The organism is Streptomyces sp. NPDC002156 (genome assembly GCF_053593675.1).
The window spans coordinates 14,414-29,466 of record NZ_JBSFDA010000129.1 but is presented as its reverse complement, the minus strand read 5'-3'; the positions used below and the strand labels follow the sequence as shown (position 1 = coordinate 29,466).

At 69.6% G+C, this 15,053-nt stretch carries 14 protein-coding genes and 1 pseudogene; 7 read left to right on the top strand and 8 right to left on the bottom strand.

Annotated features, from left to right (window positions below):
- Positions 1-2,007: ATP-binding protein (locus tag ACWCRB_RS36325; RefSeq protein ID WP_451000123.1), on the bottom strand; the 2,007-nt coding region annotated here is incomplete at its 3' end.
- A gap of 267 nt (positions 2,008-2,274) precedes the next feature.
- Here ACWCRB_RS36325 and ACWCRB_RS36320 point away from each other — a divergent pair.
- Positions 2,275-3,345: a WD40 repeat domain-containing protein gene (locus tag ACWCRB_RS36320; RefSeq protein ID WP_451000122.1), complete on the top strand. Its 1,071-nt coding sequence runs from the start codon at positions 2,275-2,277 to the stop codon at positions 3,343-3,345.
- 208 nt (positions 3,346-3,553) lie between these two features.
- Positions 3,554-4,246, top strand: a complete 693-nt coding sequence (locus ACWCRB_RS36315; RefSeq protein WP_451000121.1) for a hypothetical protein — start codon at positions 3,554-3,556, stop codon at positions 4,244-4,246.
- Here the strand turns inward: ACWCRB_RS36315 and ACWCRB_RS36310 are convergent.
- Positions 4,137-4,775, bottom strand: coding sequence for a CATRA conflict system CASPASE/TPR repeat-associated protein (locus ACWCRB_RS36310; protein ID WP_451000120.1), 639 nt, complete (start codon positions 4,773-4,775; stop codon positions 4,137-4,139). The genes ACWCRB_RS36315 and ACWCRB_RS36310 overlap by 110 nt on opposite strands.
- Positions 4,776-4,906: 131 nt before the next feature.
- Positions 4,907-5,512, bottom strand: a complete 606-nt coding sequence (locus tag ACWCRB_RS36305; RefSeq protein WP_451000119.1) for a DinB family protein — start codon at positions 5,510-5,512, stop codon at positions 4,907-4,909.
- A gap of 335 nt (positions 5,513-5,847) precedes the next feature.
- Here ACWCRB_RS36305 and ACWCRB_RS36300 point away from each other — a divergent pair, with 335 nt between their 5' ends.
- Positions 5,848-6,093 carry a hypothetical protein gene (locus ACWCRB_RS36300; RefSeq protein ID WP_451000118.1) on the top strand — a complete coding sequence of 82 codons (246 nt, stop codon included), beginning with the start codon at positions 5,848-5,850 and terminating at the stop codon, positions 6,091-6,093.
- A gap of 275 nt (positions 6,094-6,368) precedes the next feature.
- Here the strand turns inward: ACWCRB_RS36300 and ACWCRB_RS36295 are convergent, their stop codons facing one another.
- Entirely contained in the window at positions 6,369-7,715 is a 1,347-nt protein-coding gene (locus tag ACWCRB_RS36295) for a pectate lyase family protein (protein WP_451000117.1), read from the bottom strand.
- A gap of 510 nt (positions 7,716-8,225) precedes the next feature.
- Between ACWCRB_RS36295 and ACWCRB_RS36290 the strand changes: the two genes are divergently transcribed.
- Positions 8,226-9,986 (top strand): serine/threonine-protein kinase, encoded by a 1,761-nt coding sequence (locus tag ACWCRB_RS36290; RefSeq protein ID WP_451000116.1) that lies wholly within the window; start codon positions 8,226-8,228, stop codon positions 9,984-9,986.
- On the opposite strand, the gene ACWCRB_RS36285 is transcribed toward ACWCRB_RS36290, so the two are convergent.
- From ACWCRB_RS36285 to ACWCRB_RS36275, 3 genes and pseudogenes are all read right to left on the bottom strand, one after another.
- Positions 9,937-10,524 carry a hypothetical protein gene (locus ACWCRB_RS36285; protein WP_451000115.1) on the bottom strand — a complete coding sequence of 196 codons (588 nt, stop codon included), beginning with the start codon at positions 10,522-10,524 and terminating at the stop codon, positions 9,937-9,939. The two genes, ACWCRB_RS36290 and ACWCRB_RS36285, sit on opposite strands and share 50 nt — an antisense overlap.
- Positions 10,523-10,779 (bottom strand): annotated as a pseudogene (locus ACWCRB_RS36280) (hypothetical protein); the annotation flags it as partial. The gene ACWCRB_RS36285 and the pseudogene ACWCRB_RS36280, both read right to left, overlap by 2 nt.
- Positions 10,780-10,898: 119 nt before the next feature.
- Positions 10,899-11,771, bottom strand: a complete 873-nt coding sequence (locus ACWCRB_RS36275) for an aldo/keto reductase family oxidoreductase (RefSeq protein ID WP_451000114.1) — start codon at positions 11,769-11,771, stop codon at positions 10,899-10,901.
- Positions 11,772-11,913: 142 nt separating this feature from the next.
- Between ACWCRB_RS36275 and ACWCRB_RS36270 the strand changes: the two genes are divergently transcribed.
- Both ACWCRB_RS36270 and ACWCRB_RS36265 read left to right on the top strand, forming a co-directional pair.
- On the top strand, positions 11,914-12,351 hold the full coding sequence (locus ACWCRB_RS36270; protein ID WP_451000124.1) for a winged helix-turn-helix transcriptional regulator: 438 nt from the start codon (positions 11,914-11,916) through the stop codon (positions 12,349-12,351).
- A 278-nt stretch (positions 12,352-12,629) separates the two neighbouring features.
- Positions 12,630-13,106, top strand: coding sequence for a macro domain-containing protein (locus tag ACWCRB_RS36265; protein ID WP_451000113.1), 477 nt, complete (start codon positions 12,630-12,632; stop codon positions 13,104-13,106).
- 167 nt (positions 13,107-13,273) lie between these two features.
- On the opposite strand, the gene ACWCRB_RS36260 is transcribed toward ACWCRB_RS36265, so the two are convergent.
- Complete coding sequence (locus ACWCRB_RS36260) at positions 13,274-14,419, bottom strand: hypothetical protein (RefSeq protein ID WP_451000112.1); 1,146 nt, start codon at positions 14,417-14,419, stop codon at positions 13,274-13,276.
- 259 nt (positions 14,420-14,678) lie between these two features.
- Here ACWCRB_RS36260 and ACWCRB_RS36255 point away from each other — a divergent pair, with 259 nt between their 5' ends.
- Complete coding sequence (locus tag ACWCRB_RS36255; RefSeq protein ID WP_369035265.1) at positions 14,679-15,053, top strand: hypothetical protein; 375 nt, start codon at positions 14,679-14,681, stop codon at positions 15,051-15,053.

The window sequence follows — 15,053 nt, the reverse complement described above, 5'->3', positions numbered from 1 at the left end:
GACCAGGGCGTGGGCCCTGGTCGCGAGGACGAAGGCGAGCAGTTCGTCACTGCCGATGCCGCGGGCGATGTCCTCGGCCTCCTCGGACAGTTCCACCGCCGACGCGAGCCGACAGGTCTGGGTGCGCACGTGTGTCTTGCACAGCAGAAGGTGGGGCAGGAGGTAGAGCTGGCCGGTGCGGCGGGCTATGGCCAGGCCGCGATCGGCGTGCCGCTCGGCGTCGGCGAAGCGCTCCAGGAACGCCTCCGCCCAGGCCAGCCGCATCAGCGGTTCGCACAGGCCGGTCAGATCGCCGTCCGGCAGTGAGTCCACGAGGGCCGCCGCCCGGCGGGTGAAGTCGTCCGCCGCCGCTGTCTCCCCCTCGTACGCCTCTCCCAGCGCCGCGACGCTCAGCGCACCCGCCACACCCGTCTCGTCCCCGAGGGAGCGGGCCACCTCCAGGGTGTGTGCCACCTCGGAGCGCACCGCCGGGTACGAGGTGTCGAGCGGGGCCGAGGAGCCCAGCTCCAGGCCCAGCGCCACCTGGTCGGCGAGCGACGGCGCGGGATCGGTGCGGTGCAACTCGCGGCGGAGCAGGGCGACCGCCTCCGAGTAACGCCCCAGATGGCGCTCCATGACGGCGCACAGTACGACAGCGGACGCCCGCGACCCCGTCCCGTCGCCCGGGTCGGGCAGGGCGATCACCTGGTGCAAGAGGTCCCGGCTCTCCCTGAGCCGGCCGCCGACGCCCAGCGCCCGGGCCCGCCGCAGCATCAACTCGCGCCGTCTGCCCACGTGTTCCGGCGTGTGCGGAAGATGCCGCAGCACCACCTCGAGCCAGTGCGCGCTGCTCGCGGGCGCCGTCTGCGCGGCTTGCTCGGCGGCCTCGTCCAGCACCGCCGCCGCCCGCGGGTCCCAGCCGGACAGCGACTGCTCGGCGTGATGCGCCCGCTCGGCCAACGGGGCGCCGGTCCGGGCGAGTTCGGCGCCGACGAGCCGGTGGGTCTCCGTTCGCAGCCAGGGGTCGGTGCCGTCGCGGACAAGGCTGCGCAGCACGGGGTGACGCAGCGCGATCCGCCCGTGCGTGCCGGTGCGCAGCAGGTCGCGCCGGGTCAGTACGTCGAGGTCCCCGGTCAGTTGCCCCGGCTCCTGGCCGGTCACCGGCCCGAGCAGCGCGGGCGTGGCGTGGTCGCCCAGAGCTGCCACCACTTGGACGAGCCGAACCTGCGACGGCGTCAGCGGGGTCAGCTCGTCGAGCAGCAGCGACCCGAGGCCGGTCGTGGACAGGCGGCTCACCGACGCGCCCTCGCGATGCGCCTGGAGCAGGGTCAGCAGGTACAGCGGGTTGCCCTCGCTCGCCGTGAAGAGCCGTACGGCCTGGTCGCGGGCCAGGTCGGGGGTGAGCAGTTCGACGCAATCCCGCTCGCCGAGCGGGCCGAGTACCGTCCGCCGTACCGTGCCGGTCTCCGTGCCGCGGACGAGGGTCGCGGCGAGCGGCGCGGGGCTCTGCCGGTCGCGACGGGCGAGGACCAGCAGGACGCGGGCGCGTACGGGGTGCCGTACGAGATGGTCGAGGAGTTCCAGCGACGCGGCGTCCGCCCAGTGCATGTCGTCCAGAACCACGACCAGCGCAGACGCCGCGGCGTGGGTCAACAGGGCGGCGGTGGCCCGGTGCAGGTGGAAGCGGTCCGTGCCGCGGGGAGCGCCGCTGAGCACCGGGGCGACCTCGGCAGCCGCCGGGAAGGATTCGACGGCCTCCGGGGCGAGGTCGGAGAAGGCGTCGGTGAACGGCTGGAACGGGATGTGGCGTTCGTACTCCGTCGCCCGGCCGCGCAGCACCGCCGCCCCGCGCCGTGTCGCGGCCAGGCACAGCTCGTGGACCAGCCGGCTCTTGCCGATGCCCGCCTCACCGCTGACGTCCAGCACCGCCGGGCGGCCGGGCACGTCCTCCACCAGATCCGCCAGCAGCCGGTCGAGCCGCGCGAGTTCCGCCTCTCTGCCGACCAGCGGTGTCCGTTCCGTCGTCATTCCCTCACGCCCCCGCGACAGTTGGTGCCTCCACACATCCTGTCGTACGCCACTGACAACCTGTGGGTTCGTGTTCTCGATCTCACAACCCTCGTCCAGGTAGGGCGAGTCGGACGGGTCGGACGAGACGAACGGATGCGGAAACTACGTAACCGATCTACGTAACAGCACGATCGTCCCGGCCCGACGCGCGCAGGAAGATCAAGTCATGTAGGGGCCGCGGCCGTTGCCGCATCAGGAAGGCTCCGGGGATTTCGGGGAGGGCGGATGTTGATCGTCGGCACAGTGGCAGGGATCGTCCTGCTGATCGTCCTGATCGCCGTATGGGTGGTCCGGCGGTCGGACGGCCGGTACCGGTTCCGGCCGTCGTTCGAGACAGCCTGCGAGGTCACGGTCGGCGGCCGGAGACTCGTGGCGTACTCCGGGCACCGCAAGGTGATCCGGCTCGCGGACCCGGCCGAGCGCGAGGACACGGCGGTCCTCACGCACTCGCGGACCTGGATCCGTGCGCTGTGCGAGGTCCACGTCGACGGCAGGCCCCTGCTGGCGTCCGGCGGCCGGGACGGGGTCGTCCGGCTCTGGGATCTGGAGAACCGGGGCGAACTGGTGGCCTCCCTCACCGGACACCGCGGCTGGGTGTACGGGCTGTGCACGGTGCGCATCTCGGGGCGCGACCTGCTGGCCTCGGCGGGCCGGGACGGCGTGATACGCGTCTGGGACCCGCGCGACGGCCGGCTGGTGCGCACGATCGGGACCGGACCCCGGAAGGGGTGGATCTTCTCCCTGTGTCAGGTGCGTACGGGCGGGCGAACGCTGCTCGCGGCCGGGCACGGCAACGGCACAGTGACCCTGTGGCACGCCAAGTCCGGGCGGGCGGCACTGGAGCTGACCGCGCACAACCGCGCCGTGTGGACCCTGTGCGAGGTGTCCGACGGCGACCGCACCCTGCTCGCCACCGCCGGCTGGGACGGGGTCGTCCGGCTGTGGGACGTGGAGGCACCGCAGGAGGTACGGGCGTTCACCGCCGGTGTCGGGCCCGTGTACGCCCTGTGCCAGGCGGAAGCCGGGAACCGCACGCTCCTCGTCGCCGGCGGGGACGGGCCGGGCACCGCTGTCTGGGACCCGTTCACCGGCGAGCGCGCCGGCGACCTGGGCATGGACCTCGCCGGCCTCCTCAGCGGCCACGGCTGGGTACGCGCCGCCTGCCAGGTCCGGCCGGCGCAGGGCCCACCGCTGATCATCACCGTGGGGTACGACGACGGAGCACGCGTGTGGGACGTGGCGAAGGAGATCGGTTCGCCTCCTTCGGAGAGAAGAGCACCGGAGGAACGGGCCTGAGCGCTCTCGCGACGACCGTCCCTCGCACTCCGCTACTCGACATCCGCCGCTGGCCGACTCCCGTGTCTTCACCGGCCCCTTGAGCACGGCCGCCGCCTACGGCAAGGTGCCCACCTCGCATCGGCTGGGCCTCCCGACCGCCCGGATCCCCGAGTTTCCGGTCGACTTGGCATAGTTGACCTTGCCGGAACGGCAGGGAAGGAAGGTCATGGACGAGGAACCGGAGCGCTACCGGGTCGAGTTCGCCACAGGTACAGCCGCAGCGGTGGCGAAGCGGCGGTCCTACCGCGACCACGAGCGCAACGACATCGAACCCGGACTGCCTGGCTGGCCTCCTGGGCAACGGGCCTTCGCGGTGCGGGGGTTCTTCGGTCGGCTCGGCCAGTACGTCCTTGGTGTCGTGACCGCGATCCTGATGCTGCCGCTGTACATCATCGCCGACGCTCTCGGCAGTCCCTCGTCGCCCGCCAAGCGGGGGAAGCTGGAGGAGCGTGAGAACGAGGTCGACGACTTCCCCGTCATATGGGCGGGCGTGGGCGAGACGGCTCGTACTCTGCCCTGGCAGCTCGATCCCTCCCGGCGGCCCTGGCCCATGGTGACCGAGATCGAACTGACCGAGCCTGATGGGCTCGTGCGCATCACGTCGCACAAGGACACAGCACGGGGCAGCCGGTTCGTCTATTGGGGTGGCGGCGAGGAGGTTCCGGGATCCGAGGTCGTCCTCTGGTCGCTGCCCCTGAAGGAGATCATCGGCGCGGAGCTCAAACCATTCAGCATGTCCGAGACCGACTTCAAGATCTCCTTCCAGGACGGGTCGTGGGCCCGGCTGACATCCTCGAACGGTGCGCAGGAGATCGTGGCCCTCCTTGGCGGCAAAGACCCAGCCGGATCTGCTTCTTGACGATCGGCCGCCGGCGGTCGGCGCGAACGCCGTCGCACCCGGGCCGAGGACGACGTACGGCTTGACCCGGTCCAGCACCGGCACCGGCACGTGGGAGTCGAGGGCTTGGATGGAGGCCAGCACCATCGACAGCGAGCCGAGACCGGCGGCCTCCAGCACCGCGAGGAGCTCCCAACGCTGCTCCCGGTGTTCGGTCCTGCGCTGAAGCCGCGCGTTCGCGGGTCCCCTCGGCGTGGGCGAGAGGGTCGTCGAGCCGGAGCGTGAACCACTCGGCGAGACCGATCTCGTCCGGGAGCCCCTGATGCCGCATGTTGTGGCGCGCGATCTCCACCGTCCGCCGCATCTCGCGCAGCCGGGTCTCGGCCCGGATCAGCCGCGCTGTCGCCGCCTGCCGCTCTGTCAACTCCACCCGGAAGGCAGGCAGTTCGTCCGCGTCGAGCATGCGCTGTTCGACCGGACCGACCCGTGATCTTCTTCGGCGTCTTGATGCGCGTACACCGCTGCCGTGAACACGGCCCGCTCGGCACACGGAGCGGTCCCACCACCTTGCGGACGGGCAGCGAACGACGACAGCAACGGGGCGGCCGGCTCCCGGAGTTCATCAGGAACCACACGCTTCGATGGATCAGCACCCACGACCGGCAGCATGCCGCACGAACATCACGTCACGTGAGTCACCCTCTGAGCCTTGATCGGTGCGGCCGACCTGGCGGCCTGCTCGATCTTCGCGCAGTAGGTCGCACGGGCTTCCTCGTCGATCTGCTGCTCGTATTCGGGGCGCAGCCCGGTCCGGCCGTCGAGGCCCTCGCGCAGGATGTCGGCGTGCCCGGTGTGCCGGTTGGACTCGCCGAGGACATGGACCATGACGGCGAACAGGTTCGTGTTGGGATCAGACTCCGGCCACCACGGCACGTGGCCGGGGGCGTCGAGGGGAAGCTCGTTGATCGTCGCGTCCGAGTGTTCCCACGTGCGCCGGTAGAACCCGATGATCTGATCGCGGGTCTCGTCCCCGGCCGCCCACAGATCGCCGCCGTCGTAGTCCTGCCACCGGGGCAGCAGTTCCGGGGAAGGGCGGTCGAAGACCTCACCGAAGTACCTGGCCTCGACGGTGGCCACGTGTTTGACCAGGCCGAGGAGGTTGGTACCGGTCGCCGTCAACGGCCGGCGGGCGTCGTATTCGGACAAGCCGTCGAGTTTCCAGAGCAGCGCCTCGCGGTCCCGCCGCAGTCTCCCGTGCAGGTTGGCTTTCGCGAAATCATCGATCATGCGGCATGAGCCTGCCATGGGCTGCTCGTGGTCTCAAGATCCCGTACGGGGTCCGCAACGACCGGCGGAGCCGAGGCCCGGCCATCGCCGCCGCCCCGACCTGCTACAAGAAGCTCGCGACCTGGCCGGCCCCCGCCTCAACGCCCGGTCCATCGGCGCGATCGCCGCCACCAGACGCAGCAGCGCGACATGTAGGCGGTGCGCTGAGTGCCATCAGCCGTGCTCGCCTTCCATCCGGTCTCCCAGGCCATTGGCGACTGGCGATCCTGGGAGTCCGAGACCGGCGCTCACATGCTGCGGGGTGGACCCGGGAACTTCATGTTCGTGCCCGCCGGATGCCCCACGCATTCTCCAACCCCGGGGCCCAACCGGCCCGGATGCTCTTCCTCGTCTCCCCCGCCGGCTACGAGACCTACCTCCAGGAAGTCACCGACCTCCGGAACGCCCCAGGCCACCCGGACCATGCCGAGATCACAGCCCTGCGGCTCCGCCACGACATCCGCCAACTCACCCCCCTCACCGCCACAACCACGGACCGAGGAAGCACAACGGCCCCCGCTCACAGCGGCGCACGCACGTGAATCGCGATGACGACGGAGAGATCCGCGAGGGCCTGCCGCGCGGGAGCCCGGCGGCGTTCGTCAGCTGGTAGGCAGCCGTACGCAAGTCGTTACCGTGTCCGGACAGCTCCCCCAGGCCGGTTCTTCCCCCACCACGCGTCGTCGGCGAAATCCAGACGGCGCGTCATGGCCCGTATCGCCTGACCACGGCGGCGCAGCGACAGAACCGACGAGGCGGAGCAACCGGGCCCGAACAGACCAACAGCGTCACACCACGGGTCCTGGGCCCCGTCTCCCTAGGAGAGGACCCCGGCCCCCGTGGTCCCCGCCAACTCCGTCGCCAGGTTCTTTGCCGTCGTCTGGAGGCCCGTCGTCAGGGCCGGCTTCCAGTTGACCGTCGTCTTCAGCTTCTTCGAGTTCGCGGCGTTGTACGCGGCCACCAGATCCGTCGCCGTGCCGTTGACGAGGTTGCCGGTGCCCGCGACCGAGCCGGTGCCGTCGCCGCTCAGCAGCTTCGCGGTCTTGCCGCCTGACGGGAGCTTCCAGGCGTTGTACTCGGCGACGACCTGTGCCTTGGCCCGGGAGTTGACCGTGTAGAGGGGTGCGTAGCCGTTGAGGGTCGTCGTGTCGAAGTAGTTGTTGTAGATGTGGATCTGGCCGATCCGGGCCAGCGGGGCGCGCTGGACGATGCCCTTCCACACGTTGTGGTGGATGGAGACCCGCAGCTTGCCGACGCTGTCGGTGTCGCTGCTGCCGATCAGCATGGTCTTGTCGTGGTTGGTGAACTGGTTGCGCTCGACGGTCACCAGGTCGGAGCCGTTGGTGATGTCGAGGTCGCCGTCATGGATCTGGTACTCCCGGCCGTAGTACTTCGGGTTGGCGCTGTCGAGGTGCGGCGCGTCGGTGAACGTGTTGTGGTCGGCCCATACATGGGTCGCCCCGCGCAGGGTGACGGAGTCGTACGCGGAGTTCCAGTTGCCGGTGGAACCGTCCGTCGGGTCCCACTGGGGGAAGCAGTCCTCGGTGGCGCTGAAGGTCAGGTTCCGGATGATGACGTTGTCGACGCTCTTCACCTGGAGACTGCCGCCGGTGATCCCGGCGTTGGTGCCCGGCACTCCCACGAGGGTGGTGTTGGCCGGCACCTTGAAGGCGATGTTCTTCGCCTGCGCGGCCTGGGCGGCGGCCCGCGCCTTCTCCTGCGTACCGGACGGCAGCTTCGAACGGCCGTACGTGGCCGGGTCGTACGCCTTCAGATAGGCGGCGAGCGAGTATCCCGTACCGGCCGCGTAGTCGGCGCAGGTCAGCTTCTTGCCCGCGTCGTTCGCGTTGGCGTCGATGGTGCCCTTGATCCGGATGATCTTCGCCGTCGAGTTGGTCGCGCTGCCCAGCGCCTTCACCAGCTGCGCGCGGGTGCTGACGGTGAAGACGTGCGCGGAGTCGGCTTGCGCGCCACCGGTCGTGCCGGTGCCGGAGGCCGCCCAGCCGTCCTTGGCGGGCAGCACCTGGTGAGCCAGATCGACCGCACCCGCGTTCGCGTTCATGGCGAACACGGCGGCGCCGAGGCCCGCGGCGGCCATGGCGGCGGTGGAGACCAGAACGGTGCGGCGGGTGCGGAGGGAGCGGCGGTGGGAAGGGGAAGCCACGGATGAGTCCTTACGTGGTGGTGGAACACGTGCGGTGTGTGAAGCTCCCGCGTGCGGGGCTTTCGACTCGTCAGTGGTCGCGGAACACCGGAAAGGTTGCCCCCGGATGCGCGTGACTTTTGAGGCTCGGCCGACGGGCGGCGACCCACGCACCGCACCAGTGTGGATACGACCCGAGGCACACCCGGCAAGGCTGTAGGAGTCGCAAGTGCGGGTGTGGCCGGCCGCGGACACCGGAAGCGCCGCCGCCGAAACCCGAGCGCGCCTGTCGACTGCATCGTCCATGTCCGCCGCTGACGCCCGATGTTGACGACGCGGCAGCCCCTGCCCCGTACAGGAGCGCGTACGCCTTCCGCCTGCCAGGCGAAGGTGATGCCTCGTCAGATCTGTGTTCGACTCCGTGTCGGTTGGTTGTGGGCGGCGCAGCCGTCGCGGGCCGGGTTCCGTTCGAACCGGTAATGTCGCCGCCGCACAGAGCGAGCGGACGCACACGGGGAGAGCGGGGCACGGATGCACGTCCTGGAGCCGGGGGATCCGCGGCGGATGGGGGACTTCACGCTGATCGGCAGACTGGGTGCCGGCGGTATGGGCCAGGTCTTCCTGGGACGTTCCGCGGGCGGGCGGGTCGCGGCGGTGAAGGTAGTCAGGGCGGAACTGGCCGAAGACCCCGAGTTCCGGGCCAGGTTCCGGCAGGAGGTCGCCGCGCTGCACCGGGTGGGCGGTGAGTGGACGGCGCCGATGCTGGGCGCCGACACCGAGGCCGCGGCACCCTGGGTGGCCACCGAGTACGTGGCCGGGCCCTCACTGCAGCAGGTCGTCGAGTCGGGCTACGGGCCGCTGCCCGAGGCCACCCTGCATTCCCTGGCCGGGCGCCTCGCCCGTGCGCTGCGTGCCATCCACGGCGCGGGCCTGGTGCACCGCGACGTCAAGCCGTCGAACATCCTGCTGACCGTCGACGGCCCGCGCGTGATCGACTTCGGCATCGCCCGGGCGCTCGACACCGTGGCGGGCAGTCTGCGTACCTCCACCGGGGTCGTCCTCGGCTCGCCCGGTTTCATGTCGCCTGAGCAGGTGCGCGGACAGCGGGTGACGCCTGCCGCGGACGTGTTCAGCCTCGGCTCCGTGCTGGTGTACGCGGCGACGGGACGGCTGCCGTTCGGCTCCGCCGAGCTGGGGCTGCACGCGCTGATGTTCCGGATAGCCGAGGAGGAGCCGGACCTCACCGGGGTGCCACCGACGCTGACCGGTCTGGTGACCGCCTGCCTCGCCAAGGACCCGCAGCGGAGGCCCACGACCGAGCAGCTCGCCGTCCTCATCCGCACCGACGAGGACGGCCCGTGGCTGCCCGCGGAGCTGCTGGCCGAACTCGGCCGGCTCGCCGCCCGGATGCTCACCGCGGAGACACCGCCGCAGGGCTCACCGGCGCCGACGCGGTCCAAGCGGCGGTGGCGGCCGGTCCTCGCCGGAGTGGTGGCGCTCGCCGCGGTGGCCACGGGCACGGCGCTCACGCTGCTCGACGACGGTGAGAAAGACCCCGCGACGGGCGGCTCGGCCTCTCAATCGGCGTCGCCGGGTGCCGAGTCGGGCATCCCGGACGAGTTCGTCGGCGCCTGGGAAGGCGTACTCGATGGCAATCCCGAACTGCCGAAACGGGTACTGCGGCTGGAAATCTCACCGGGCGGGCCGGGTGACAAGGTCGCCGCGTACATCGACACCGGCGGGGACCTGCAGTGCACAGGGCGCGGCAAGCTGGTCTCCGCCGATGCCGACACGCTGGTCGTCGGCAAGGGCCAGGTGACCGCGGAGGTACCGCAGGGACGGTGCACGCCGCTCTCCCAGCAGACCCTCAAGGTGCGGTCGCAGGACGTACTGGTGTGGAAGTCCGGCAGCCTGACCGCCGATTTCCACCGGTCGGCCGGCGGACGGGACGCGGTGCCGGACCAGTACGTCGGCGTCTGGGTGCCGGCCAACGACACCTATCGCGAGAAGGAGTTGATCCGGATCACCCAGGGCCCGGTCGGTGGCCGCCTGGTGCGGATGTCGGTCGAGGCGGCCATGGATGACGGCACGGAGCAGTACTGCGACAGCACCTTCGTCATCGGCGCCGTCTCCCCCGTGCTGGCGCTCAGCCCGGCGGCGTACACCGCGGAGTCGGGCAAGGGCTGCCGCCAGCCCGACGCGGTCTCCTTCACTGTCGGCCGCGACGGCCATCTGCTGCTGTTCAGCATGGACGCGGACGCGGAACCGGGAGAGTACGTGCGAAAGTCCTGACCGCCGCCCCCAGACGGCAGTGGCACCGTTCCAGGGCTGCGTGACCGATCTGCCAGGAGGCGAACAGGGCACTGGGGACGGAGGGCAGGAAGGCGATCACGCATCGCACGTACTGGGGTGTGGTGGGGCCGATCAGTGTGATCAGGAGACCCCCGACCCCGAGTACGACCGCCATCGTGAACCACAGCCAGGAGCGGAGTCCGAGGGCGTCCGAAGCCGGACTCCACACGGTGTGCGCCTCCTGGGTACGGATCTTCCCGGGCCCGGGCCGGGCCCCAAGGAGTCGGGTCACCGCCCGATCGGATTCAGCGGCCGCGTCGGCTGCTTCCCGCCGGTCCCCTCGCGCGAACGCGAGCAGCGCTCCCTGCTGCCGGTAGGAGCGGTACTCCCCGTACAGGCCGTAGGCGGTCGAAGCGCCTCCGTACCACCGGCCGATCCGGTCGGCGCGGTGAGTGTAACGGCGGTGGTAGCGGCGGTCGGCCTTGGCGGCCTTGCCGCGAGCACCCTTATGGGACTTCCAGGCTCGGCCCGCGTACACCGCCGGGGACCGGGTCCGTGGACAGGAAGCGTCCGGTGGTCGGGTCGTAGAGCCGGACGCCCAGGAGGAGGGCGCCGGTGAGTGTCTCGTCGGAGCGCTGCCTGCTGCCGAGCCAGCCGTAGCGGGTGGCGGCGGTGCTGCCCTCCGGGTTGCCGTACTCGTCGTACGCCAACGCGATCGGCGCCTGGGCGGTGTGTCCAGCGGGACCTGGACTGTCACATCGCCGTGGATGTCGGTCAGTTGCAGGACCGCGTCGAGGTCGCCGCAGTAGTGGTTGGTCTGGGTCCAGGTCTGCCGGCTGGTGCCGGAGGTCCTGACGGTTGGTGATCTGAAGCCATCCAAGCGAGGGCGAATCATCCTGTTGTCTGGGGCACTCAGCGGCCGATGTCGTCCAGCTCGGTCAAGTCCTCATGAGAGAGGGAGAGTCCGGCGCCGGCGATGTTCTCGCGCAGGTGTGCCGTCGATGACGTGCCGGGGATGAGCAGGATGTTCGGTGATCGCTGCAGCAGCCAGGCCAGTGCGACGGACATCGGTGTCGCCTCCAATCGAGCGGCGACCGCCGAGAGCGCCGAGGACTGAAGCGGTGTAAAGCCCCCGAGGGGGAAGAAGGGCACGTACGCGACGCCATCGGGGGCGAGCCGGTCGATGAGTTTGTCGTCGTGGCGGTGGGCGAGGTTGTACATGTTCTGCACGCACACGATCGGCGCGATGCTCTGTGCCTCGGTGACCTGCTCCTCGGTGGCGTTGCTGACCCCGAGGTGGCGGATCAGGCCCTGCTGCTGGAGTTCGACGAGCGTCTCGAACCCCTCGGCGAGCGAGCCGGGCCGGGGACCTTCGGCGTTGCCGAGTCGGAGGTTGACCAGGTCGAGTACGTCGAGCCGGAGGGACTTGAGGTTGTCGTGGACCTGGCGGCGCAGATCTTCGGGTCGCCGGGCCGTGGGCCAGCCACCCTGTTCGTCGCGGGTCGCGCCCACCTTGGTCACGATGTGCAGTGACTCGGGATAGGGGTGCAGTGCCTCGCGGATCAACTCGTTGGTGACGCGCGGCCCGTAGGCGTCGCTGGTGTCGACGTGGGTGATACCGACATCGACCGCTGCACGCAGAACGGCCAGGGCACCCTCGCGATCGGCGGGCGGCCCCATAACCCACGGGCCGGCCAGTTGCATGGCGCCGTAGCCGAACCGGGTGACGGTCAGGTCGCCCAGAGTCCAGGAGCCGCCGGGAAGAGAGAGGGAGGGTGTGCTCATCTTGTTGCCTTTCGTCGTGCACTTGAGGAGGTGGCGCCTGCTGCCTCCCTGCATCAGCATTGGAGAGAAACTTCCTGTCGGGAAGTAGGCACCTTGGAGTGCGTAACCCACCCATAGGGGAAAGGCGCGATCAGTGACGACGATGAAGGCGGCCCAGAAGAGGGCTCAGGCCAAGGTGGAGTACAACGCGTTCCTGGCAGGGTGCCCCAGCCGGCAGCTGCTCGACCGAATCTCGGACAAGTGGGTCGTCCTGATCCTGTGTGCGCTGGGCGGCGACAACAGCCCTCCCCAGCCCGGTGCAGCACACGCAGACGCTCCGAAGGCGATGCGTTACTCCGAGATCGCTCGCCTTCTGGCCGGGGTCAGCCAGAAGATGCTGACCCAGACGCTGCGGTCGCTGGAGCACGATGGTCTGCTCACCCGTACCGTGACGCCAACCGTCCCTGTCACCGTCTCCTACGAGCTGACCGACCTCGGCCTCTCGCTCCACCACATGACGCGCGGGCTCAGGAACTGGGCGCAGACGCACATGGCCGAGGTCCTCGCAAACCGCGAGAACTACGACTCTCGCACCTCCTGACGACTCACATCCAACCGTCCAACAGCTCTGCACTCCCGGCGCCTACACCCTCAACTGCGAAGCCGGTTATGCCCGCAGAGTTCGCCGATACCCTTGCGGACTCGACCCAGGAATCCAGGATCACCTTCTGGCCCCTTGAAGACCTTGACGACTGCTATCCGCGCGTCGTCCCGCCCGGCAGGTGAAGTCCCGGGAAGGGAAGGGTGCAGGAAGCACGATGAGAGCGGCACGCGAGAAAAGCATTGGGATCTCATCGTGGACCAGGCGACCATGGCCCCGTGAAACCGTTGAAGATCGTCGCGGGCGACGCGACCAACCCCCAGGCGAAGGGGCCGAAGATCATCGCCCATATCTGCAACGACCTCGGCGGATGGGGCAAGGGGTTCGTCCTGGCGATCTCGCGTCACTGGCCCGAACCGGAGCGCGCATACCGCCGCTGGCACCGCGAGCGCGCAGGTAACGACTTCGCCCTCGGAGCAGTACAGATGGTTCAGGTCCGATCCGACATCTGGGTCGCGAACATGGTCGCGCAGCGCGGGATGAAGGTGGGAAGCGGCGGTCCGCCCATCCGCTACGACGCCGTCGAACACTGCCTGCACGCCGTCGCTGAGCACGCCCTTGCCAACAAGGCCTCCGTTCACATGCCCCGCATCGGCTGCGGCCTCGCCGGCGGCAAGTGGGAGCGCATCGAGCCGATCATCAGTACAACCTTGAGCGCCCGCGACATCGCCACCACCGTCTACGACTACGCATGAGACCCCGCTCTGCCTGGTCTCAGGGCCGCACGTTCACTGTCGACTGACGGGTGCATCCTCAAGTGCGGGCCCGCCTCAGGGCTTCTGGCCGACTGTCTTGGACCGCCAACGCACAGCCGGCCACCCCGAGTTCCGGCTCCCGTCGCCCCTCGCGTCAAGGGGAGGGTTCAGCGGGTCGAGCGCTGGATCAGTTCGTACTGGGCGGAGGTGGACTCCCCGGTGATCAGTCCGTAGTAGCCGACGGACCAGAACTGTCCGGTGCGGCCGGTGGGCGCGAGGGCCTCGATGTCGTACGCCTGGGTCTGGCCGCCGGGGACGGCGTCGCCCTCCACGGAGGTCCAGGTGCCGTTGCGCAGGCGCCAGTAGAGGGCGGTGCCCTCGTAGCCGTAGGGGTCACCCGAGACCCAGACGGTGCCCTTGCCGTCGCCGGTGATGGCGCCGGCCCACAGTCCGTCGACCGGCCCGGTGACATCGCGCCATGTGCGGCCGTTCCAGTGCAGCACCTTGGTCTGCTGCGGCTCGTCCTCGGTGTACGGGGTGAGAGCGGTGACCCAGACGCTGCGGGACGACTCCTGGTACACGGCCGTGATCCCAAGAGCGCTGCCTGCCGGCGCTGTCTCGGTCCACGAACGGCCGTTCCAGTGCAGGAGTACGGATCGGCTCGGCTGGCCGGCGTACGCGAACTGCCCTACCGCCCAGGCGTCGTGGGCGGTCCGCGCTTCGATGGCGTTGATGTGGACGCCACTTGGGAGGGGTGTGCTCTTCCAGACGCCGTGGGCGTAGGAGTTGATCGCGGTGTCGCTCACCAGCCAGGCCCTGCCGGGGACGGCGGCTAGCTTCGCGAAGCCGTAGCCCTTCTCGTCAGGCAGTGGGGTCTGCGTCCACCGCTTGCCGTCGTAATGGGCCAGGGTCTCGCCCACCTGGTCCCAGCCGTACGCCCAGACGTCACGCGCGGACACCCCGTCCACGGCGTGCCACACGCCGGTCTCCGGTACGGCCGGAGTCGACTGCTGCTGCCAGGTTCTGCCGTTCCAGCGCAGGATGACACCCTCGCCGACGCCATCGACGTACTGGGTTCCCACCGCCCAGGCGGCGTTCGGGCCGACCGACGCGATGTCGAACAGCGCGGAGTTGTCCGAGAGCGTCCCCGCCAGAGACGTGCGCCAGACCGGGCCGTGGCCCCGACCCGGGGCCGACGCGGCGGGAGTCGCACCGTCCGCCACCGAGACCGCGGCCGGGGCGACAGTCACCGAAGCTGTCGTGAGCGCCGCGATGACCGCGATCCTGAGACACATGCCTGACTTCGTCTTCATGACGGCTCCCCCTCGGAATCGTTCGCTCACTCATGAGACCGCCCACCCCACCCGACGGTTGTGCCAACAGCAGCACCAAACTCCTCCCGGACGGTCACAGATAGCGGTCACAGATGTCGCATCATCTGACTTTCCTTTGGCCGTGTCGGTCAGTAGCGGAACTACTGGACTGCCGGCCGTCGGCCCTCCGTAAGGTCCGGGGGCATCGGTGAGGAGGGCGACGCCCGAGCCTCGCAGTGACAAGGAGGAGATGCCAGGGATGAGCAATGTGGAGATCTGCCTCAAAGAGATCATGACGTCGATCGAGGGCGCGTTGGGAACTGCCCTCGTCGACTACACCAGCGGTATGGCGCTGGGCACTCTGGGGGGTGGCAAGGATCTTGACCTGACCGTCGCGGCGGCCGGCAACACGGACGTGATCCGCGCCAAGACCCGCACCATGGAACACCTCGGACTGAAGGGCGAGATCGAGGACATCCTCATCACGCTCGGCAGTCAGTACCACGTCCTCCGGCCCATCAACGGCCGTAGTGGCAACGGCTTGTTCCTCTATCTCGTGCTCGACAGGAGGAAATCGAACCTCGCCATGGCCCGCCATCAGCTCAAGGGCGTCGAGGGCCAACTGGACGTGTAG